17 protein-coding genes are annotated in these 19,107 nt (G+C 72.6%); 9 read left to right on the top strand and 8 right to left on the bottom strand.

The genetic code is table 11. The annotated features are described in order from the left end of the window. Positions 1–105 precede the first annotated feature (105 nt). The 3 genes from gcvH to ABZW30_RS28735 form a co-directional block, all read right to left on the bottom strand. Positions 106–486 carry a glycine cleavage system protein GcvH gene (gcvH, locus tag ABZW30_RS28725; RefSeq protein WP_355674102.1) on the bottom strand — a complete coding sequence of 127 codons (381 nt, stop codon included), beginning with the start codon at positions 484–486 and terminating at the stop codon, positions 106–108. A gap of 89 nt (positions 487–575) precedes the next feature. Beyond that, on the bottom strand, positions 576–1,331 hold the full coding sequence (locus tag ABZW30_RS28730) for an alpha/beta hydrolase (protein WP_355674103.1): 756 nt from the start codon (positions 1,329–1,331) through the stop codon (positions 576–578). Between the two features lie 64 nt (positions 1,332–1,395). Continuing rightward, complete coding sequence (locus ABZW30_RS28735) at positions 1,396–2,622, bottom strand: FAD-dependent oxidoreductase (protein ID WP_355674104.1); 1,227 nt, start codon at positions 2,620–2,622, stop codon at positions 1,396–1,398. A gap of 104 nt (positions 2,623–2,726) precedes the next feature. Between ABZW30_RS28735 and ABZW30_RS28740 the strand changes: the two genes are divergently transcribed. After that, positions 2,727–3,512, top strand: a complete 786-nt coding sequence (locus ABZW30_RS28740) for a TetR/AcrR family transcriptional regulator (protein WP_355674105.1) — start codon at positions 2,727–2,729, stop codon at positions 3,510–3,512. A gap of 17 nt (positions 3,513–3,529) precedes the next feature. Further along, entirely contained in the window at positions 3,530–3,898 is a 369-nt protein-coding gene (locus ABZW30_RS28745; RefSeq protein ID WP_355674106.1) for a VOC family protein, read from the top strand. Between the two features lie 97 nt (positions 3,899–3,995). Here ABZW30_RS28745 and ABZW30_RS28750 read toward each other — a convergent pair whose 3' ends face one another. The 3 genes from ABZW30_RS28750 to ABZW30_RS28760 all read right to left on the bottom strand — a co-directional run bounded on the left by ABZW30_RS28750 (position 3,996) and on the right by ABZW30_RS28760 (position 7,858). Further along, positions 3,996–6,074, bottom strand: a complete 2,079-nt coding sequence (locus tag ABZW30_RS28750) for an LPXTG cell wall anchor domain-containing protein (protein ID WP_355674107.1) — start codon at positions 6,072–6,074, stop codon at positions 3,996–3,998. A 255-nt stretch (positions 6,075–6,329) separates the two neighbouring features. Beyond that, the gene (locus tag ABZW30_RS28755; RefSeq protein WP_355674108.1) at positions 6,330–7,046 is read right to left on the bottom strand and encodes an MOSC N-terminal beta barrel domain-containing protein; all 717 of its coding nucleotides are present in this window, start codon (positions 7,044–7,046) and stop codon (positions 6,330–6,332) included. A gap of 71 nt (positions 7,047–7,117) precedes the next feature. After that, positions 7,118–7,858, bottom strand: coding sequence for a cyclase family protein (locus ABZW30_RS28760; protein WP_355674109.1), 741 nt, complete (start codon positions 7,856–7,858; stop codon positions 7,118–7,120). A 115-nt stretch (positions 7,859–7,973) separates the two neighbouring features. Between ABZW30_RS28760 and ABZW30_RS28765 the strand changes: the two genes are divergently transcribed. From ABZW30_RS28765 to ABZW30_RS28790, 6 genes are all read left to right on the top strand, one after another. After that, on the top strand, positions 7,974–8,657 hold the full coding sequence (locus ABZW30_RS28765; RefSeq protein WP_355674110.1) for a UbiX family flavin prenyltransferase: 684 nt from the start codon (positions 7,974–7,976) through the stop codon (positions 8,655–8,657). 119 nt (positions 8,658–8,776) lie between these two features. Beyond that, positions 8,777–9,235: an Lrp/AsnC family transcriptional regulator gene (locus ABZW30_RS28770; protein ID WP_030055719.1), complete on the top strand. Its 459-nt coding sequence runs from the start codon at positions 8,777–8,779 to the stop codon at positions 9,233–9,235. Between the two features lie 3 nt (positions 9,236–9,238). Then, positions 9,239–10,246, top strand: coding sequence for a threonine/serine dehydratase (locus ABZW30_RS28775; protein WP_355674111.1), 1,008 nt, complete (start codon positions 9,239–9,241; stop codon positions 10,244–10,246). A gap of 152 nt (positions 10,247–10,398) precedes the next feature. After that, positions 10,399–11,562: an aminofutalosine synthase MqnE gene (gene mqnE, locus ABZW30_RS28780; RefSeq protein WP_355674112.1), complete on the top strand. Its 1,164-nt coding sequence runs from the start codon at positions 10,399–10,401 to the stop codon at positions 11,560–11,562. 537 nt (positions 11,563–12,099) lie between these two features. Further along, positions 12,100–12,903, top strand: coding sequence for a L,D-transpeptidase family protein (locus ABZW30_RS28785; protein WP_355674155.1), 804 nt, complete (start codon positions 12,100–12,102; stop codon positions 12,901–12,903). 121 nt (positions 12,904–13,024) lie between these two features. Further along, entirely contained in the window at positions 13,025–13,972 is a 948-nt protein-coding gene (locus tag ABZW30_RS28790) for a beta-ketoacyl-ACP synthase III (RefSeq protein ID WP_355674113.1), read from the top strand. Positions 13,973–14,346: 374 nt separating this feature from the next. Here ABZW30_RS28790 and ABZW30_RS28795 read toward each other — a convergent pair whose 3' ends face one another. Further along, on the bottom strand, positions 14,347–14,994 hold the full coding sequence (locus ABZW30_RS28795) for a TetR family transcriptional regulator (RefSeq protein WP_031063307.1): 648 nt from the start codon (positions 14,992–14,994) through the stop codon (positions 14,347–14,349). 428 nt (positions 14,995–15,422) lie between these two features. Between ABZW30_RS28795 and ABZW30_RS28800 the strand changes: the two genes are divergently transcribed. Beyond that, complete coding sequence (locus ABZW30_RS28800) at positions 15,423–17,855, top strand: PQQ-binding-like beta-propeller repeat protein (RefSeq protein WP_355674114.1); 2,433 nt, start codon at positions 15,423–15,425, stop codon at positions 17,853–17,855. Positions 17,856–17,906: 51 nt separating this feature from the next. Here ABZW30_RS28800 and galE read toward each other — a convergent pair whose 3' ends face one another. Continuing rightward, positions 17,907–18,893, bottom strand: coding sequence for a UDP-glucose 4-epimerase GalE (gene galE, locus ABZW30_RS28805; protein ID WP_355674115.1), 987 nt, complete (start codon positions 18,891–18,893; stop codon positions 17,907–17,909). Positions 18,894–19,107: the final 214 nt, after the last annotated feature.

Here is a 19,107-nt window from a genome sequence, read left to right on the forward strand (position 1 = left end):
AGGGGCTGGGCAAGCCGAGCCCGATGGCGCGGATCCGCTCCTTGCCGGCCTCCCGGCCGTCCTCGGGCGGGTGCCCGAGGGCGGCCGGGGCTCGCCACGGCGCTCTCAATCGATGTAGGCCTCGTACTGGGCGGCCGTGAGGAGGCCGTCCAGCTCGCCGGCCTTGGTCATCGCGAGCTCGATCATCCAACCGTCGCCGTACGGGTCGGTGTTGACCAGCTCGGCATCACTGATCAGCTCCTCGTTCACCCGGGTGACCGTCCCGGAGACCGGGGCGTAGAGCTCGCTGACCGACTTGACGGACTCCACCGAGCCGAAGGCCTGTTCGGCCTCGCGCTTGGCGCCGACCTTGGGGAGTTCGACGAAGACGATGTCGCCGAGCTGTTTCTGCGCGTAGTCGGTGATGCCCACGCGGGCCGTCTTCCCCTCGACCAGTACCCACTCGTGGTCCTTGGTGTACTTGAGGTTCGCCGGGACGTCGGCCATGGAGACCTCCTCGGTGCTGATGGTCCGTCGGTTACGTGGAGGATCCTGCTACAGGCCCCCGCCTCCCGCGGTGACCGCCACGCCACCCGTCAGTTGTGCAGGAAGCCCTCCAGCGCGGACGCCAGCGCCACCGGGGCCTCGTACATCGGGTAGTGCCCGCTGCCGCCGAGCTCCTCCAGTTCGGCGTTGGGGTAGTGGGTGAGCCAGGTGCCGCGCATCACGTCGGTGGTCAGGGCGAGGTCGTGCTCGCCGACGATCACCTTGACCGGCACCGGGTTCCCGCTGATGCGCCCCGACAGGTCCGCCGTGGCCCAGTCCCGGACGTAGCCGCCGAAGGCCTCGGTGGTCGACAGCCGCAGGGACTGGTCGACCATGCGGTCGAGCCAGACCCTCCCTGCCCGCTGGCCGGTGACCAGGTCGAGGATCGCGTAGCGCTTCTCCCGGTCCTCGGCGGCGCCGTAGAAGAGCGACTCGCCGGCCTCGTCCAGCGGGTACGACCCGGCCGGCACCGGGGCGAGGCCGACCAGCTTGCGTACCCGCAGCGGTGCCTCGGCGAGTACCTGCTGGGCGGCCTTGCCGCCCATCGAGTGGCCGACCAGCGAGAAGCGGTCCCAGCCGAGTTGGTCGGCGAGGGCGAGCGCGTCGGCGGCGATCTCGGCGAGCGTGTACGCGCCGGGGACGTCCTTGCGCTCGCCGTAGCCGCGGTAGTCCAGGAAGGCGTAGCTGAAGGCCTTGCCGTCGAGGTAGTCGAGGAAGGGGCCCCAGCCCGCGCTGGTGCCGAACCAGTCGTGCAGGACCAGGACGCGGTGGTCGCCGGCGCCGGTCAAGCGGTGAGGGATCGTCATGCCATCCGTCGTTCCCCTGAAACCGCCCGCCCGAACGGCCGGTTCGTTGCCGGTGGGCCGTCCGTCACGCGGCCGGTCGCCGCGCGAAGTCCGGTGCGTGCTCCGGCCGCGGACCGAGCGCGATCATCCGCGAGATGCCGGTCCGCACGGCCGGAACGTAGCGGGCGAGCAGTGCGAACTGGACGGGCGGGCCGACCCGGCGGCCGCTGAGCACCGGGGTGAACATGACGCCGTGCAGGATCCGTTGCATCCGCTGCATGATCACGGTGGGCCGCCGGCGCCGCCGCTGCACCCGGGCGAGGGCGGCAGGCGTCGGTCGGCCGTGCCGCAGCGGCTCGGCGAGCAGGGTGGCGGCCGCGACGGCGTCCTGGATGGCGAGGTTGATGCCCACCCCGCCGGCCGGGGACATCGCGTGGGCGGCGTCGCCGATCAGCAGCAGCCCGTCGGTGTACCAGCGGCGGAGCCGGTTGAGCTTGACGTCGAGCAGGTGGACGTCGTCCATGCCCGCCAGCCGGTCGACCCGGTCGGCGTACTGGGGCATCAGCCGGGCGATCCGCTCGCGGAAGCGCTCGATGCCCTCGGCGCGCCGCTGCGCGTCGGCCCCCTTGGGCAGGAAGTAGGCGATCTGGAAGTAGTCGTCGCGGGTCAGGCTGAGCGCCATCTCGCCGTGTCCGAAGCCGGGGGCGAGGTTGGGCGGCGCGGCCTGCTCGTTCGCGTGCCGGGGCAGCCGGAACCACCAGACGTCGAAGGGCACCGGGTACTCCTCGGGCTCCAGCCCGGCCTCCCGGCGCAGGGTGGAGTGCCGGCCGTCGGCGGCGACGGTGAGCGCGGCCCGGATCTCGCCCTCCTCGCCGTCCCGGGTGCGGTAGCGCACGCCGACCACCCGGCCGCCCTCCCGGATCAGCCCGGTCGCCTCGGTGTTCATCCGGAGGGTGAAGGTGGGCTCCTGCTGGGCCTGCGCCACCAGGAAGTCGAGCAGGTCCCACTGCGGGACCATCGCGATGTAGTTGTACGGCGCGGGCAGCTTGTCGAAGGCGCTCAGTGCGACCTGCCCGACGCCGGGCACCGGTACCACCATGTTGCCGAGCCGGCTCTGCGGCAGGGCGGCGAACTTCCGGCCCAGGCCGAGTTCGTCCATCAGTCGCACGGTGGACGCGTGGACGGTGTCGCCGCGGAAGTCGCGCAGGAAGTCGCCGTGCTTCTCCAGCACGGTCACCTCGACGCCCGCCCGGGCGAGTATCAGGCCCAGCACCATCCCGGCCGGTCCGCCTCCGGAGACGACGACGCTCATGGCTCTCTCCCCTCGATCCCTGATCCCCTTGCGACCCCTGCATGGAACTCGCATATATAGAGTCTCTGGAACCGTCTCATGTGTCAAGTAGTACGATGCTCCACGTGAAGGATCTGGTGTCGGCCGCGCTCACAGCGGCGAAGGAACGGGGGCAGGACGTCGCGGACGTCCCGTTGACGGCGATCGCGGCGGCGGCCGGCATCTCGCGCAGCACGCTGCTGCGCAGGCTCGGCGGTTCCCGGGCGCCACTGGACGAAGCGGTCCGGCAGGCCGGTGTCGACCCGGGCGGACGGCCGCCGGTACGGGAGCGCGCGATCGAGGCGGCCGCCCACCTGGTCTCCGAGCGCGGCCTGGGCGGAGTCACCCTGGACGCGGTGGCGGACCGCGCCGGATGCTCGCTGCCCAGCCTGCACACCGTCTTCGAGGGCCGGGACGGCCTGCTCGCCGCCGTCTTCGTGCAGTACGGCCCGCTGCCGGACCTGGAGGCGCTGGCGGCCGACCCGCCCGAGCGCCTGGAGGACACCGTCCGGGCGCTCCACCGCACCTTCCTCGCCGCGTTCGCCGGCGAGCCGCGGATCATCCCGGCGGTCTTCGCCGACCTGTTCGGCCGCCCGGACGGCCCCGCCGCCCGGATGATGGCGGCCAACCTGCCGCCGATCATCGACAGCCTCGGCCGCCTGCTGCTGCCGCACGTCGAGGCCGGACGACTGCGGCCGCTGCCGCTCCCGGTGCTGGTGCAACTGCTGCTCGGCCCGCTGCTCAACCACGTCCTGCTGCGGCCGGTGCTCGAACCCGTCCTCGGCGACGGGCTGCCCTCGCTGGACGAGACCTTCGAGCTCTTCGCCGACGCCTACCTGCGGGCGGTCACCCAACCCGGCCCGGCCGGGTAAAAACCCTGAGGAGAACCGTGATCGGCAAACTGCAGTGCCTGGTGCTCGACTGCCCGGACCCGGCCGTACTCGCCCGCTTCTACGCCGGCCTGCTCGGCGGCGAGGTCGACCGCCCGGACCCGCGCTGGTCACTCGGCGCGGGCTGGTCCACCCTGCACCTCGACGACGGCACGGTGCTCTGCTTCCAGGCCGTCACCGACTACCGCCCGCCCCGCCCGGCCGACCCCGAGCACCCGCAGCAGGCGCACCTGGACATCGACGTGCCGGATCTCGACGCCGCCGAACCCGAGGTGCTCGCCCTCGGCGCCGTACGGCTGCGCGACGTCGGCCGGTGGCGCGTCTACGCGGACCCGGCCGGCCACCCCTTCTGCCTGATCCGCGGTTAGGGCCTCTCCCAGGGCCCGTCCTGGGCCTCGGAGAACGCCGAGCCCCGGCCCCCGGACAGTGCCGGGGAGCCGGGGCTCGGTGAGTAGCGGGTGGGAATCAGGCGTTGCGGCGGCGGCGCGCGAAGAACACCGCGCCGATGCCGCTGGCGAGCAGCGCGGCGGCGCCCGTCAGGGACTGCAGCATGCCGCTCGAACCGGTGTGGGCGAGCTCGCCGCCGGCCAGCTGGGTGGTGTCGGTGGTGCCAGTGGTTCCGGTGGTGCCGGAGTCGCTGCCCGAGGCGGTGGTGAAGCCGGCCTTGACGGCGGTCGCGGTGCCGTTGTTCGTGCTGCCGGCCGGGGCGGCGGTGAGCTCGATCGTGGTGCCCTGCGGGCCCGAGGCGGTGGCGTTGTCGGTGCCCTCGTTGACGGCCGCGACCGGGTTGACGAAGGTCTGGCCGACCGCGGCCCCGGCGGTGTAGGCGAGGCGCACGTGCTTGGTGGTGCTGCCGTTGGCCGCCAGGGGCTCGGTGCCGAACCGGTAGCTCACCGGGCCGCCGGACTGCCGGGCCGGGGTGGAGGTGACGTCCTGCCAGCTGCCGTCGGCCTTCTGCACCTGCAGGGTGCTGTGGGCGTCCGCGGACAGGATGGGGGTGACCTTGTCGAAGGCGGAGGCGCTCGGGTTGCCGACGGTGACGTCGAACTCGGCCGGGGCGCCGCCGATCACCGCCGTGGTCGGCGCGTTCTTCAGCTCGACGGCCAGGGACTTCACCGCGACGTCCTTGGTGGTCTCGGCGACGGGGGTGTTCTCGGCCGGGTCCACGACGGCGGAGTAGAGCTTGATCGACCCGTTGTACCCGTTGAGGTCGTTGTTGCCCGGGGTGGCGAGGCGCAGCTGGAGGGTCTTGGTGGCGCCGGGGGCGACGGTCAGGCCGGTGACCTGGCCGGTGAAGTTCCAGGTCCGGTCGCCCAGGGCCTGGGCCAGCTCGATCGGCTTCCAGGTGCCGTCGGCGTCGCGGTACTCAAGGGTGACCGCGCCGTGCTGGCGGAAAGCGGCGTTGGCGGCGTTGAGCCTCAGGGTGAACGGCGCCTCGGTGGTGCCGGGGTTGGTGACGGTCTCGGTGAACTCGACGGGCGCGCCGCCGAGGCCGACCGACGCCGGCTCCTGCACCGACAGGGTCGGGGTGGTGGAGACCGGGGCGGCGGTGACCTTGATCTGGACGTACTGGGGGCCGACGACGGAGGGGGCGTGTCCGCTGCCGGTGTCGAGCACCGCCTGCGGGTGGATGTAGTCGGTGCCGAGCGGGGCGTCGGCGGTGTAGGCGAGCCGGACGTGCTTGGTGAAGGTCTCGCCCGGCGCCATGTTCCGGTCGTCCGCGAGGTGGTAGGTGACCCGGTCGGCGACCGTCGGGTTGGTGCCGGGGGTGCCGGTGAGGTTCTGCCAGCCGCCGTCGGCCTTTCGGACCTGGAGGGTGCTGTGCTTGTCGGCCTCGATGATCTTGTCGACGTTGGTGTAGCCGGAGGCGCTGCGGTTGCCGATGGTGACGTCGAACTCGACCGGGGCGCCGCCGGCGACGGCGGTGGTGGGGGCGTCCTTGACCTGGAGGGTGATGGCCTTGGCGGCGACCTGCTTGGCGCTCTCGACGAGGACGGCGCCGTCCTGGTCGAGCACTGCGGAGTTGAGCGTGACGGTCGAGTCCACGTTGGACCAGTAGGCCGCGAGCTCGGTGGTGAGGCGCAGCTGGACCGTCTTGGTGGCGCCGGCGGCGACGGTCAGGCCGGAGACCGTGTCGGTGACGGGCTTCCAAGTGCCGTCCGCGTCGCGGTAGTCGACCTTGATGGCGTTCGGCGCGGCCGGGCCCGCGCCGCTGGTGGTGATCTTCAGCTTGTACGTGGCCTCGGTGGTGCCGGGGTTGGTGACGGCCTCGGTGAACTCGACCGGCTCTCCGCCGCGGCCGACCGACGCCGGCGCGTCGACCTGCAGCGACGGCTTGTCGGCCGTGGCCTTGGCGGTCGGGGTGGCGGTCGGGGTGGCGGTCGGCTCGGCGGTCGGGGTGGCGGTCGGCGTGGCCGAGGCGGTGGCGGCGGCCGGGGCGTCGGCGGCGTAGGCGGCCGGGGAGGCGACCACGGCGCCGGTGGCGATCAGCACGCCCAGGGTGGCGGCGGTGAGGACGGTGGAGCGGGAACGACGTGCACGCACGACAGACATTCTGAATACCCCCCAGGGTGTTCCACCAGCAGCGTTGTGCCGCTGGTCGATCAGCACGGTAGTTGGTCGGATCCGAGGTCCGGGGTGGTGTCCCCGGCGTCGCCTTCGGTCCGCTCCGGCGGGCTTCCCCGCCGCTCACTCACATAGACGTGTGGGGCCCATGGGGGTTGCAGGTGGGTTCGAAGTTTTTTCCGGAAATCTTTGAGAAGGCCCTGACCTGCGGTTTTACTCCGAAGCCGCCCCGGCTCAGTCCAGTGCCAGCCGGTCGCCCAGTCGCAGCCGCCCCGGGGCGGCGACCTCGGCGAGCGCGTCGAGGCGGCCGTCGTGGGCGTGCACGATCGCCTTGAGGATCTCGGGGGCGTGCGGCAGCCCGGGTTGCGGGGCGCCGGTCATCGCGCAGCGCTCGCTGGGGGTGACGAAGGCGAGCCGGGCGCTGTCCGGGGGCTCGGCGCGTGCCTGCCGGCCCAGCCAGCCGTCCTCGACGAAGGGCGGGGTGCCGGGCGGGGTGCGCAGCACGATGTTGGGGCGGAAGCGGCGCTCGTCGACCACGGTGAGGGGGACGGCCTCGCGGGCCCAGTCCAGGGTGGCGGTGGTGAGCACGCTGACCGGCAGCCGGTCGAAGTGCGAGACGGCGTCCTCGCGGGCGAGTTCGACGTCCTCGCGTTGGAGGTAGGCGCGCAGGAAGGAAGTGGGGCGGTCGACCGGGCGGCCGAGCGGGTCGAACAGCTCGGGGCCGTCGATCCGGCGGCCGAGGCGGGCGGAGAGCCGGAGCAGGCCGTCCATCCGGCGGAAGCGGCGGGTGTTCTTGCCCGAGCCGAGCTTTCCGGCCCGGTCGCGGACGGCGTAGAGGCGGTCGCCGGCCAGGCCGCGCACGTCCACCTCGACGGAGTCGAGCCGCTCGCCGCCGGTGGATTTCACGGGGTAGCGCCAGAGTCGCTCGATCACTCCGATGATCTCAGCCATGGCCGGACAGCCTACTGGCGCCATCGGGGGATGGTCTAGACCAAGTCCCGCGTCAGGGCGGGCCCATGAGTTCAGCCCAGCCGGGCCACCGCCCGTACCGGAGCACCGTCCGCCGCCACCAGTCGCAGCGGGAACAGCGAGACCTCCACCGGTCGGCCCGCCTCCTGTGCCTCCAGCAGCGCCCGCAGGTCGGTCAGGTTCTCGGCGATCACCCCGCCGCCGTCCGCCCCCAGCAGCACCCGGTGGGCGGCCAGCGTCGGTTCCTCGGCGGGCTGGTCGTGCTCATCGGTGAGGTCGGCGAGCAGTGCGGCCACCGCCGGGTCGCCCGGGCCCGGGTCGGGGGTGGGGTCGACGCTCAGCGCGTCCACCCCGACCGTCCGCACCCCGGCGGCGACGATCGCCTCGGCCGCCTCGGCGGTCAGGCCGGGGTGGGCGAGGTAGGCGTCGGTGCCCCAGTGCCGGGCCCAGCCGGTGGCCAGCAGCAGCACGGAACCGTCCCCGCAGCGCTCCAGAGCGGGCGCCAGCAGCTCGGGGGTGACGGCCGCCCGGGGCTCCAGTCCGCGCAGGTCGGCCACCACGGCCGACCCGGTGAACCGCTCCAGCGGCAGCCCGTCCAGGGTCGGCCAGGTGACGTCCACGTGGTACGGCGCGTCCACGTGCGTTCCGGACTGTGAACCGAGGTGCAGGGCCAGCACGTTCACCCCGGCCGTCGCGGTGGTGAGCGCGGGCTCCAGCAGTACGGCCGGATCGCCGGGGTAGACCGGCATCGCGGTGGTCACCTGATGGGTGAGGTCGACGAGGGTCACTGCCATGCCCCCATCCTCCCAGGGGGCGCGCGCTCCGGGACCCGTTCCGCCCCGCCCGGGCGGCGACCTCCGGGACATGCCCCGGCCGGAGCCGCAGGTGAAGCCGGGATAGAAATGCCCCATGGGAACTGCGAAGCGTCAGCCGTGGGTGGTCGGGGTCTCGGGAGCGTCGGGGACGCCGTACGCGGCCTCGGTGATCCGGGCGCTGCTCGCCGCAGGTGAGGCGGTGGACCTGATCGTCAGCCGGGCCGCCCGGCTCACCATCCTGGACGAGACCGGCATCTCCTTCCGGGACGCCCACTGGCGTGCCGACCTCGCACAGTGGCTGGGCGTGGAGGGCCCGGACGACGGCCTGGACGACGTCCGCTACTGGTCCGCCGGGGACTTCGCGGCCGGCCCGTCCAGCGGCTCGTACCCGGCCAAGGGCATGCTGGTGGTGCCCGCGACCACCGGCGCGGTGGCCGGGATCGCGCTCGGTCTGAGCAAGGACCTGCTGCAGCGGGTCGCCAGCGTCACCCTGAAGGAGCGTCGGCCACTCGTCGTCTGCGTGCGCGAGACACCACTCAACGGGGTGACGTTGAAGCACTTGGTGGAGCTCGACGCGCAGGGCGCGGTGGTGCTGCCCGCTTCGCCGGGCTTCTACGCCGGCGGCTCAACCGTGCGCGAACTCGTGGATTTCGTGGCCGGCCGGGTGCTGGACGCCGTGGGCGTGCCGCATTCCCTGTACCTGCGCTGGGAAGGGGAGTTGGGGGCGGCGGCCCGCAAGGCCGACGGCGGGGAGGACGTTCCGGCTGAGGGGGAGTAAGGAGAGCGAGGGCGGGAGAGTATCTTCTCTGCGATATCCGGGTCGGTCAGCGCACGGCGCCTTTGAATCCGGATAATGATCTGTGGGTCTGGTGAGGTTCGGAAGGACGCGGACGGTATATGGACACGGTGGACAGACAGCTCATCCAGGCGCTCCGGGAGAACGGCCGTGCGTCCTACGCCGAGCTGGGCCGACTGGTCGGACTCTCCGGCCCGAGCGTCACGGACCGCATCAACCGCCTGGAGCAGGCCGGGGTCATCACCGGCTACCGGGCGACGGTCAACCCGGCCTCGCTCGGCTTCGGCGTCACGGCCCTGATCGGCCTTCAGCTCACCGACGCCGCCGATCACGAGGACGTCGCGTTCCGGCTGAAGGACCTCAACGAGGTCGAGGACTGCTGGTTCATCGCGGGTGACGACTCCTACATGCTCAAGGTCCGGGTGGCCGACGTGGCCGGCCTGGAGTCGGTGGTGAAGCGGATCTCGGGCACAAAAGGCGTGGCCCGGACCCGCACCACCGTCGTACTCTCCACGAAGTGGGAAAACCGGGTGAGTGAGCTTCCTCCTGTAGGAGAGTGACGTATGGCACTGGTCGGTCTGGAGGAGCTGCGCGCTGCTCGGCAGCGGATCGCGGGGGTGGCCGTGCGCACCCCGCTGGTTCCCGCCCCCTGGGCGGCCGAGGGGGAGCGGCGGCTCTGGCTCAAGCCCGAGAACCTCCAGCCGACCGGGGCCTTCAAGACCCGCGGCGCCTACAACCGGCTGGCCGCGCTCACCGGGGAGGAGCGCTCCCGCGGCGTGGTCGCCCAGTCCAGCGGCAACCACGCGCAGGCGGTGGCGTACGCGGCGCAGCTGCTCGGCATCAAGGCCGTGATCGTGATGCCGGACACCTCGCCCGCGGTGAAGGTGGAGGCCACCCGCTCGTACGGCGCCGAGGTGATCCTGGTCGCCCCGGCGGAGCGGGACGCCCTGCCCGCCAGGCTGGCCGAGGAGCACGGCTACGTCTGGGTGCCCCCGTACGACGACCCGTTCATCATCGCGGGCCAGGGCACGGTCGGCCTGGAGATCGCCGAGGACGCCCCGGCCGAGCTGGACACCGTCCTGGTGCCGGTCAGCGGTGGCGGCCTGATCGGCGGGACGGCGGCCGCGCTGAAGCTCACCCGCCCGGGCATCCGGGTGATCGGCGTGGAGCCGGAGCTGGCCGCCGACGCGCAGGCCGGCCTGCGGTCCGGGCGCCGGGTGGAGTGGCCGGTCGCCGACACCTACCGGACCATCGCGGACGGGCTGCGCACCCCGTCGGTCGGCGTGCTGCCGTACGAGCACATCGTCACCTACGTGGACGACATCGTGACCGTCACCGAGGACGAGATCCGCGCCACCGTCGCCCTGCTGGCCCGCCGCGGCCGGCTGGTCGCCGAGCCCTCCGGCGCGGTCGCCCCGGCCGCGTACTTCCACCGCGCCGCCGAGACCGGGGGGCAGACGGTCGCGGCCGTGGTCAGCGGCGGCAACATCGAACCGGCACTGCTCGCGGAGCTGCTCTCGGAGCGCCCCGAGCCGAAGGGCGCACCGGTGCCGAAAGTGACGAGCGACTAGCGACGAAGGAGCGCCGGAGCGTGGGGGCGCCTCCCGGCCGCCAGGCTGGGGGAGAACGTCGGCAGCGGGGCAGAGCGGCCCGGAGGCGAGAGGGCGAGTGACGTAACCTCGTTCCGGCAACGAATCGAATGTCGGAGGAGGCGGGGCACCGCATGGACGCAGGGCTCAAGCGCGAGCTGGAGGCGAAGGTCTACGCGGGTGAGCGGCTGACCCGCGAGGACGGGATCGCGCTCTACGAGAGCGACGACCTGGCCTGGCTGGGCGGGCTGGCCCACCACGTGCGGACGCGGAAGAACGGCGACGTCGTCCATTTCAACGTCAACCGCCACCTCAACATGACCAACGTGTGCAACGCGTCCTGCGCGTACTGCTCGTTCCAGCGCAAGCCGGGCGAGAAGGACGCCTACACGATGCGCATCGAGGAGGCCGTCCGCCTCGCCAAGGCGATGGAGGTCGAGTCCCTCACCGAGCTGCACATCGTCAACGGCCTGCACCCGACCCTGCCCTGGCGCTACTACCCGCGCTCGCTGCGGGAGCTGAAGGTGGCTCTGCCGAACGTCTCGCTGAAGGCCTTCACCGCCACCGAGATCCACTGGTTCGAGAAGATCAGCGGCCTGTCCGCCGACGAGATCCTGGACGAGCTGATCGACGCCGGCCTGGAGTCGCTGACCGGCGGCGGCGCGGAGATCTTCGACTGGGAGGTCCGCCAGCACATCGTCGACCACGACACCCACTGGGAGGACTGGTCGCGGATCCACCGCCTCGCCCACGGCAAGGGCCTCAAGACGCCCTGCACCATGCTGTACGGCCACATCGAGGAGCCCCGCCACCGGGTGGACCACGTGCTGCGGCTGCGTGAGCTGCAGGACGAGACCGGCGGCTTCCAGGTCTTCATCCCGCTGCGCTACCAGCACGACTTCCACGACTCCAAGGACGGCGTCGTGCGCAACAAGCTGATGGCCCGTACCGAGATGGCCACCGGTGCCGAGGCGCTGAAGACCTTCGCGGTCTCCCGGCTGCTGTTCGACAACGTTCCGCACGTCAAGGTCTTCTGGGTGATGCACGGCGTCGCCACCGCCCAGCTGGCGCTCAGCCACGGCGCGGACGACATGGACGGCTCGGTGGTCGAGTACAAGATCACCCACGACGCGGACAACTTCGGCACCCCGAACAAGCTCGGCCGCGAGGACCTGCTGGGCCTGATCCGGGACGCCGGCTTCCGCCCCGTCGAGCGCAACACCCGCTACGAGGTCATCCGCGAGTACGAGGGCCCGGACCTGATGCGCCGCGAGGCCCCGCAGGCGATGCGCCTCTGACCTGCGACTTCCCCGCCGCCCGGGCCGTGCTTCGGCCCGGGCGGCGGCGTCTTCACGGCTCCCGCACGCGACCCGGGTTTACCAACGGGTACGGCGTTTGGCAGGATCGACGGCATGTCCGGTTCTCATCGCGCCACCGAGTACCCGCCGTACGAGCCGACGCAGGAGCCGGCGCACGGGGTGCCGCAGCAGTCGCACGAGGCGCCGTACAACGCCTACGAGTCGTACCAGCAGCCGGTCCGGCAGGACCACTACGGCGGGTACCAGCAGGCCCCGCAGGCCGCTGACGGGTACTTCGAGGCGTACGACCAGCCGTTCCAGTCGTACCCGGCCGAGCCGGAGCCGATGGACCGGGCGCAGGCGTACCAGGCGCAGGCGTACCAAGAGCCGACGTACGAGCAGCCGCTCTACGAGGAGCCCGCGCCGGTCGCACCCCTCGCCTCCGTCACCCCCGCCGCGGCCCCCGCGCCGGGCGGCCGGGCCGCTGCCCGGGGCCGGCGGCGCAAGGCGAAGCAGAAACGTCACGGCAAGGCCGTGATGGCCGGCACCGCCCTGTTGGTCGCGGCCGCCGCCGGCTGGTACACCGTCGGCCAGGACGACGCCAAGCCCGGCATCACGGCGGCCGACGGCCCCGGCCCGGAGGGCGTCAGCAAGCCCGACCAGCCCGCCCCCGCCGCCGTCCGGGCCGCCGCCGACCGGCAGTCCGCGACCCCGGCCGCCGGCCGCAGCGAGACCCGCCCGGACGGCTCGCTGGCCGCGATACCCGGCCTCGGCGCCGCCTTCACCGCGAAGATCCCGGCCGAGACCACCCAGGTCGTGGTCGCCTCCGGCGCCGACAAGAACACCGACAAGAACACCGTCGTCCTGTGGACCCGCACCCCCGAGGGCCGCTGGCTGGCCGGCGAGACCTGGAACGGCCACAACGGCAAGAACGGCTGGACCGCCGACCACAACGAGGGCGACCTGCGCAGCCCGATCGGCGTCTTCTCGCTCACCGACGCGGGCGGCCACAACGCCGACCCGGGCAGCAAGCTCCCGTACGACAAGGACCCGAGCTTCGTGGTCTCCGGCACCGGCTTCTTCGGCGACCAGCTGGCCGGCTCCTTCGACTACGTGGTCGCGATCAACTACAACCGGGTCCCCGGCAACTCCCCGCTCGACCCGCGCCGCCCGATGGGCGCCAAGAAGGGCGGCGGCATCTGGCTCCACGTGGACCACGACGGCCCCACCCACGGCTGCGTGTCGATCCCCGAGGACAAGATGGCCCAGCTGATCCGTACCCTGGATCCGGCCGCCCATCCGGTCATCGTGATGGGCGACGCCACCACACTGGCGGCCTGACCTCGGCATACGCCGACCCAGGCGCCGCAACACCCCTTGTCGATCTCCTACAGATCACCGGTGCGGATCCTGTAGCCGGTCACGCCCGGCTGACCAGCCGGTAACCCGGTTCCATGGCACTATGAGCGGTTCGCGCATCGTGGCACTCGGCCACTACCAGCCCCCCAAGGTTCTCAGCAACGACGACCTGGCGGCGCTTGTCGACACCGATGACGAGTGGATCCGCACCCGGGTGGGCATCCGCACCCGGCACATCGCCGAGGGCGAGACCCTGGTCGACCTCGCCACCGAGGCCGCGCAGAAGGCACTCGCCAACAGCGGTCGCACGGCCGACGACATCGACCTGGTCGTGGTCGCCACCTGCACCGCGATCGAGCGCAGCCCCAACACCGCCGCCGCGGTGGCCGCCCGGCTCGGCGTGCGCTCGCCCGCCGCGTACGACATCAACACCGTCTGCTCGGGCTTCTCCTACGCGCTGGCCACCGCCGACCACGCGATCCGGGCCGGTGCGGCCCGCCGCGCGCTGGTGATCGGCGCCGAGCGGATGTCCGACACCCTCGACTGGACCGACCGCTCCACCTGCGTGATCTTCGGTGACGGCGCCGGCGCCGCGGTGGTCGAGGCCCAGGAGGAGGGCGCCGAGCCCGGCATCGGCCCGGTGGTCTGGGGCTCCGAGCCGGAGAAGGGCGACGCCGTGGTGATCACGGGCTGGGACCCGGTGATCAGCCAGCAGGGCCAGTCGGTGTTCCGCTGGGCCACCACCCAGCTCGCCCCGCTCGCCAGGAAGGCCTGCCAGCAGGCCGGGATCGACCCCTCGGAGCTGAAGGGGTTCGTCCCGCACCAGGCCAACCTGCGGATCATCGACGCGATCGCCAGGAAGCTGGGCCTCGGCGACGCCGCCGTGGTGGCCCGGGACGTGGTCGACTCCGGCAACACCTCGGCCGCCTCGATCCCGCTCGCCTTCTCCAAGCTGGTCGAGCGCGGCGAGCTCTCGCCGGGCGACCCGGTGCTGCTCTTCGGCTTCGGAGGCGGCCTCGCCTACGCCGGCCAGGTCGTGCGCTGCCCGTGACTCGCCCGCTCGCCTGCGGGCGCTCCTGACCCGACGCCGGCGCGCCCTGCGGCTCGGGGCGGGGCCGTGACTCGCCCGCTCGCCTCCGGGCGCTCCTGACCCGACGCCGACGGTCGTCGCTCCCTCGTTCCTCCGTCGCTCCTCCCTTTCGGCGTCGGCGCGCCCTGCGGCTCGGGGCGGGGCCGGAACGGACCGCAGAAACGAAGAATGCCGGTGGGCGGGCACCCTGTGTGAGGGGGGCCCGCCCACCGGCATGTCTGGCGCGCGTGCGGTACGTCGGCGGACCTCCCCCGAGGACACGGCCGCCGTCCATCGTTCCCCGGACAGGAGGCCGGGGCTGCGCGCGGAGCGGATGGTGGATCGAACGGATGGTTTTACTTGGGCGCCTTCTTACCGGTGACGCCCAGGTACACCAGGGGAGCGAGGTTGGGCTTGAGGTCCTTGACCTTGACGCCCCAGGAGGTGAAGGCCTTCTGGTGCTCGGCCGCCGAAGCGAGCAGCGAGACCAGGGCCCCGGCGACGGCGTTCGGGTCGAGCGACTTGTCGGCCTGACCCTTCGCCTGGAGTTCCTTGACGGCCTCCGCGAGCGGCTTGGCGACCGCGTTGAGGACGGTCATGCGGATCTTGAAGAACCGCTTGTCCCCTTCCGCGGCACCGAGCGTGACCACTCGGAGAATGGCGTCGTTCTTGCGCCAGAAGGCGAGGAATCCGTCGACCAGTTCTTCCGAAGTGGTCGGTCCGGACTTCCCTGCCCAGGACTTTCCGGCCACCAGCTCTTTGAGGGTGTCGGCGTCCTTGGCCATTTCCTCTGCGATTTCGAGGACTGCGCCCTCGACATCCGGGAAGTACTGGTAGAAGGTCGCGGGGGAGGTACCCGCCATACGGGCGACGTCGATGACCTTGACGTCCCGATAGGGCGACGTGCTGAGCATCTCACGGAGGCAGTCGAGCAGCTTCTGCCGCGTCTCCTGTCCGCGTCGCCCGGCGACGCGACCGTCGACGGTGCGAACTTGTCCTGTCATGCCGTCAGCTTACCGTGGCACGATCTTGGCGCGATTCGGTGATGCGATTATTGCTCCGCCTGGGGGTTGCTATAGCGGCATGAACCACTTCGGACGGATATTCACCGGGCCTCGAAGGCGCTGTTGAAGCCCCCCCGTGTGCTTTTGACCCCATAGCGTGACGGCGAGTCCGCTGAGGGGTGGTCGGGTGACAGGGCGTGACCGTCGATGAGGGGTGAAGAACGGACGGTCCGTGCCCCGGGGCGCAAGCCGCTGTTGGAGCGGGCGTCAGAATCCGGCCGTTCCGTCATCCCTGACCAGGGAACCGTCGTGGCTCGCCCGCCCGCCGGGCCTCTCCGGGCGGGGGAGGTTGGAGATGCGCCGGGCGGCATTGGAGAATCGGGACCGGCACCACGCGGCGGGTGCGGAAACGGGGAGGTGGCAGCGGAGTGGACCAGCTGACGGCGCACGATCCGAGGCGGATCGGGCCCTTCGAGGTGCTGGGGCGACTCGGCGCGGGTGGGATGGGACTGGTCTACCTGGCGCGTTCCGCGTCCGGGCGCCGGGTGGCCGTCAAGACCGTCCGGGGGGAACTGGCCGAGGACGAGCTGTTCCGGGTCCGCTTCGCGCGGGAGATCGCGGCCGCCAAGACGGTCGGCGGCTTCTACACCGCGGCCGTGGTGGACGCCGACGCGGACGCCCGGGTGCCCTGGCTGGCCACCGCGTACATCCCGGCGCCCTCGCTGGAGGACCTGGTCGAGGAGTGCGGCCCGCTGCCGGTGGAGGCCACCCGCTGGCTGGTCGCGGGCATCGCCGAGGCGCTGCAGTCCATTCACGGGGCCGGGCTGATCCACCGCGACCTCAAGCCCTCCAACGTCCTGGTGGTCGAGGACGGCCCGAAGGTGATCGACTTCGGCATCGCGTCCGGGGTCTCCAGCACCCGGCTCACCATGACCAACGTCGCGGTCGGCACCCCGGCCTACATGTCCCCTGAGCAGGCCCGGGACAGCCGGACCGTCCGGGGCGCCAGCGACGTCTTCTCGCTCGGCTCGCTGATGGTCTTCTGCGCCACCGGGCACCCGCCCTACCGGGGCTCCAACCCGGTCGAGACGGTGTTCCAGCTGCTGCGCGAGGAGCCGGACCTGTCCGGCATGCCGCCGGAGCTGATGGACCTGGTCCGCGCCTGCATGCAGCAGGCCCCCGAGCGCCGGCCGACCCCGGCGCAGATCCAGACCGAGCTGGCCCCGCACCTGTTCTCCCGGGACGACGCCGCCGGCGAGGCCGGCGACTGGCTGCCCGCCAACGCGCTGGAGCTGATCGAGCGCAAGCGCGGACGACGCCCGAGCGCGCCGCCGCCCCGCCCGCACTCCGGCCCGGTCGAGCCGCAGCCGCCGCACCCGCAGTCGCCGCACCCGCAGGCCCCGGTGCCGCAGCGGCCGCAGATCCCGCCGCAGCACCCCGGCCTGGACGACCCGCGCACCCATCCGGGCGTGCGGCACGCGCCGCCGCCGTCCGGGCCGGTGCACAGCGTGCCGCGCCCCGGGCAGGCCTCGGACGCCGAGATCCCGACCGCGAAGATCCCCTCCAAGAACAAGCACCGCGCGCCCACCGGCGGGGTCCCCGTCGATGTGCAGCTGTCCGGCGCCTCGGTGCGGATAGGCCCGGGGCCGCGGGCCGAGCACGAGCAGCCCCGCCCGTCCACCGCCCCGGCCGAGACCGACTGGGTCCGTCGGGCGGCGACCCCGCCCCCGCCGGCGGCCCCGGTACCGACCCCCGCCCCCGCCCCGGCCGCCCGCTGGCGCCCCTGGCGGTTCCGGATGTCCAACGACGTCTGGGGCACCCCGGTGGTCGCCGACGGCACGCTCTTCGTCTCCAGCTTCGAGGTGCACGCGCTGGACATCGCCTCCGGCGAGCGCCGCTACAAGACCCGGGACGTCGCCTGGGCGCTCGCGGTGGACGCCGGCCGGGTGCACGCCGCCGACGGCCCGCACCTGTACACCGTGGACGTCGCGGACGGCACCGAGCGCTGGCGCACCTCGCTGGACGGCTGGGTCTACTCGCTCTCCGCCGCCGACGGCGTGCTCTGCTGCGGCGTCCGCGGCGGCGGCGTCCAGCTGCGCGCGGCCGCCACCGGCGCCGAGCTGTGGCGCGCGGACGACGCCCAGCAGGACTACGAGAACCCGCAGTCCGGCCCGGTCCTGGTGGCCGGCGCGGCCTACTACTACGGCGCCGGGCGGCTGCGCTGCGTGGACCCGCGCGGCGCGGGCCTGCGCTGGTCCTTCCCGGTCGGCGAGGACGTGCCCTCGCACCCGGTCGAGCGCGGCGGCGTGCTGTACGTGACGGCCGGCACCCGGGTGTACGCGCTGGACGCGGCCAGCGGGACCGAGCGCTGGCGCTTCGAGGCCCCGGTGGTGCTGTTCACCCCGCCCTCGCTGGATGCCGACGCGGTCTACGTGGCCGACTACCTGGGCACGGTCTACGCGCTGGACGCGGCCACCGGCCTGGACCGCTGGCGCGGGGTCACCGGCAGCCGCCAGGGCGCGGAGCCGGTGGTGCTCGGGGACGGCATGGCGCTGGTGGGCAGCCGTGAGGTGCTGTACGCCTTCGAGACGGCGACCGGCCGGGAGCGCTGGCGCTACACCGCGCGCGGCGAGATCGTCGGCTCCCCGGCGGTGGCCGACGGCCTGGTGCACCTGGGCAGCCGGGACCACTCGCTGCACACCCTGGACCTGGCGACCGGTCAGCTGCGCTGGGAGCTCGGCACCAAGGGCGAGCTCACCGGCTCCCCGGTGGCGGTCGGCGGGCGGGTCTTCGTCGGCTCCAAGGACCGCTGCGTGTACGCGCTGGACGCCTACTACGGCACGGCGGTGCCCGCCCGCTGAGCGGGGCGGACACCGCCGTGCCGGTGGTACCGCGGGCCTGGGCCCGGGCGATCAGGCCTTACGGGCCTCGGGGTGGCGGCTGCACCAGCCCTCCCACGCGGAGGAGACCATGGCCTCCACGTCGTGGCCCGCGCTCCAGCCCAGCTCGCGCTGGATCAGGTCGGCGGAGGCCACCACCCGGGCCGGGTCGCCGGGGCGGCGCGGGGCCACCTTGGGGGTGGTGTCGTAACCGGTGACCTTGCCGATCACCTCGATCATCTCCTTGACGCTGACGCCCTCGCCGCGGCCGATGTTGAGCACCAGCGAGGTCTCGCCGGCCGGGTCGGCGGCCAGCCGCTTGGCGGCCGCCACGTGGGCCGAGGCGATGTCGGAGACGTGGATGAAGTCGCGGACGCAGGTGCCGTCCGGGGTCTGGTAGTCGTCGCCGAAGATCAGCGGGGCCTCGCCGGCAGTGAGCCGCTCGAAGACCATCGGGATCAGGTTGAACACCCCGGCGTCGGAGAGCTCGGGCGAGGCGGCGCCGGCCACGTTGAAGTAGCGCAGGGCCACGGTGGACATCCCGTGGGCCTTGCCGGCTGCGGCGACCAGCCACTCGCCGGCGAGCTTGGTCTCGCCGTACGGGCTCATCGGGTCGCACGGGGTGGACTCGGTGACCAGGTCGACGTCCGGCATGCCGTAGACGGCGGCGGAGGAGGAGGACAGGAAGCGCTTGACGCCGCCCTCGGCCGCGGCCTCCAGGACCGTCTGCAGGCCGATCATGTTCTCGCGGTAGTAGAGGAACGGCTGCTCGACCGACTCGCCGACCTGCTTCTTGGCGGCGAAGTGCAGGATGCCCTCGATGCCGTGCTCGCGGATCGCGGCGTCCAGGGCGGCCCGGTCCAGGGTGGAGCCCTCGATCAGCGGGACGCCGGCCGGCACCCGGGAGGCGTCGCCGGTGCTGAGGTCGTCCAGGACGGCGACGCGCTCGCCGGCGTCGAGCAGCTGACGGACGACGTGCCCGCCGATGTATCCGGCACCGCCGGTGATCAACCAAGTCATGCGGCAATCCTAGGCGTCTGCCTTCTGGCGTCCTTCGCGGGCGAGTCGGGTCGGCCATTCTGGACAAATCGGTGAAATGCTGACAAAGATTCCCGTGCTCTCACACCCGCGCCCCTCGGCGTGGTGACGAATCGGAGGCAGCCAGGTGAGCCGCAAGAAGGAACACGACCGCCCGCTGCCGGCCCGGCCCAGGCCGTCCGGGCCCGGACCGGCT

Source organism: Kitasatospora sp. NPDC004669, from assembly GCF_040609455.1.
Classification (GTDB): domain Bacteria; phylum Actinomycetota; class Actinomycetes; order Streptomycetales; family Streptomycetaceae; genus Kitasatospora.

Bases quoted from the DNA above. Each gene is read 5' to 3' on its own strand.
- gcvH (WP_355674102.1), bottom strand. From the start codon at position 486: ATGGCCGACGTCCCGGCGAACCTCAAGTACACCAAGGACCACGAGTGG.
- ABZW30_RS28730 (WP_355674103.1), bottom strand. From the start codon at position 1,331: ATGACGATCCCTCACCGCTTGACCGGCGCCGGCGACCACCGCGTCCTG.
- ABZW30_RS28735 (WP_355674104.1), bottom strand. From the start codon at position 2,622: ATGAGCGTCGTCGTCTCCGGAGGCGGACCGGCCGGGATGGTGCTGGGC.
- ABZW30_RS28755 (WP_355674108.1), bottom strand. From the start codon at position 7,046: ATGGCTGAGATCATCGGAGTGATCGAGCGACTCTGGCGCTACCCCGTG.
- ABZW30_RS28760 (WP_355674109.1), bottom strand. From the start codon at position 7,858: ATGGCAGTGACCCTCGTCGACCTCACCCATCAGGTGACCACCGCGATG.
- ABZW30_RS28765 (WP_355674110.1), top strand. From the start codon at position 7,974: ATGGGAACTGCGAAGCGTCAGCCGTGGGTGGTCGGGGTCTCGGGAGCG.
- ABZW30_RS28770 (WP_030055719.1), top strand. From the start codon at position 8,777: ATGGACACGGTGGACAGACAGCTCATCCAGGCGCTCCGGGAGAACGGC.
- ABZW30_RS28775 (WP_355674111.1), top strand. From the start codon at position 9,239: ATGGCACTGGTCGGTCTGGAGGAGCTGCGCGCTGCTCGGCAGCGGATC.
- mqnE (WP_355674112.1), top strand. From the start codon at position 10,399: ATGGACGCAGGGCTCAAGCGCGAGCTGGAGGCGAAGGTCTACGCGGGT.
- ABZW30_RS28785 (WP_355674155.1), top strand. From the start codon at position 12,100: ATGGCCGGCACCGCCCTGTTGGTCGCGGCCGCCGCCGGCTGGTACACC.
- ABZW30_RS28790 (WP_355674113.1), top strand. From the start codon at position 13,025: ATGAGCGGTTCGCGCATCGTGGCACTCGGCCACTACCAGCCCCCCAAG.
- ABZW30_RS28795 (WP_031063307.1), bottom strand. From the start codon at position 14,994: ATGACAGGACAAGTTCGCACCGTCGACGGTCGCGTCGCCGGGCGACGC.
- galE (WP_355674115.1), bottom strand. From the start codon at position 18,893: ATGACTTGGTTGATCACCGGCGGTGCCGGATACATCGGCGGGCACGTC.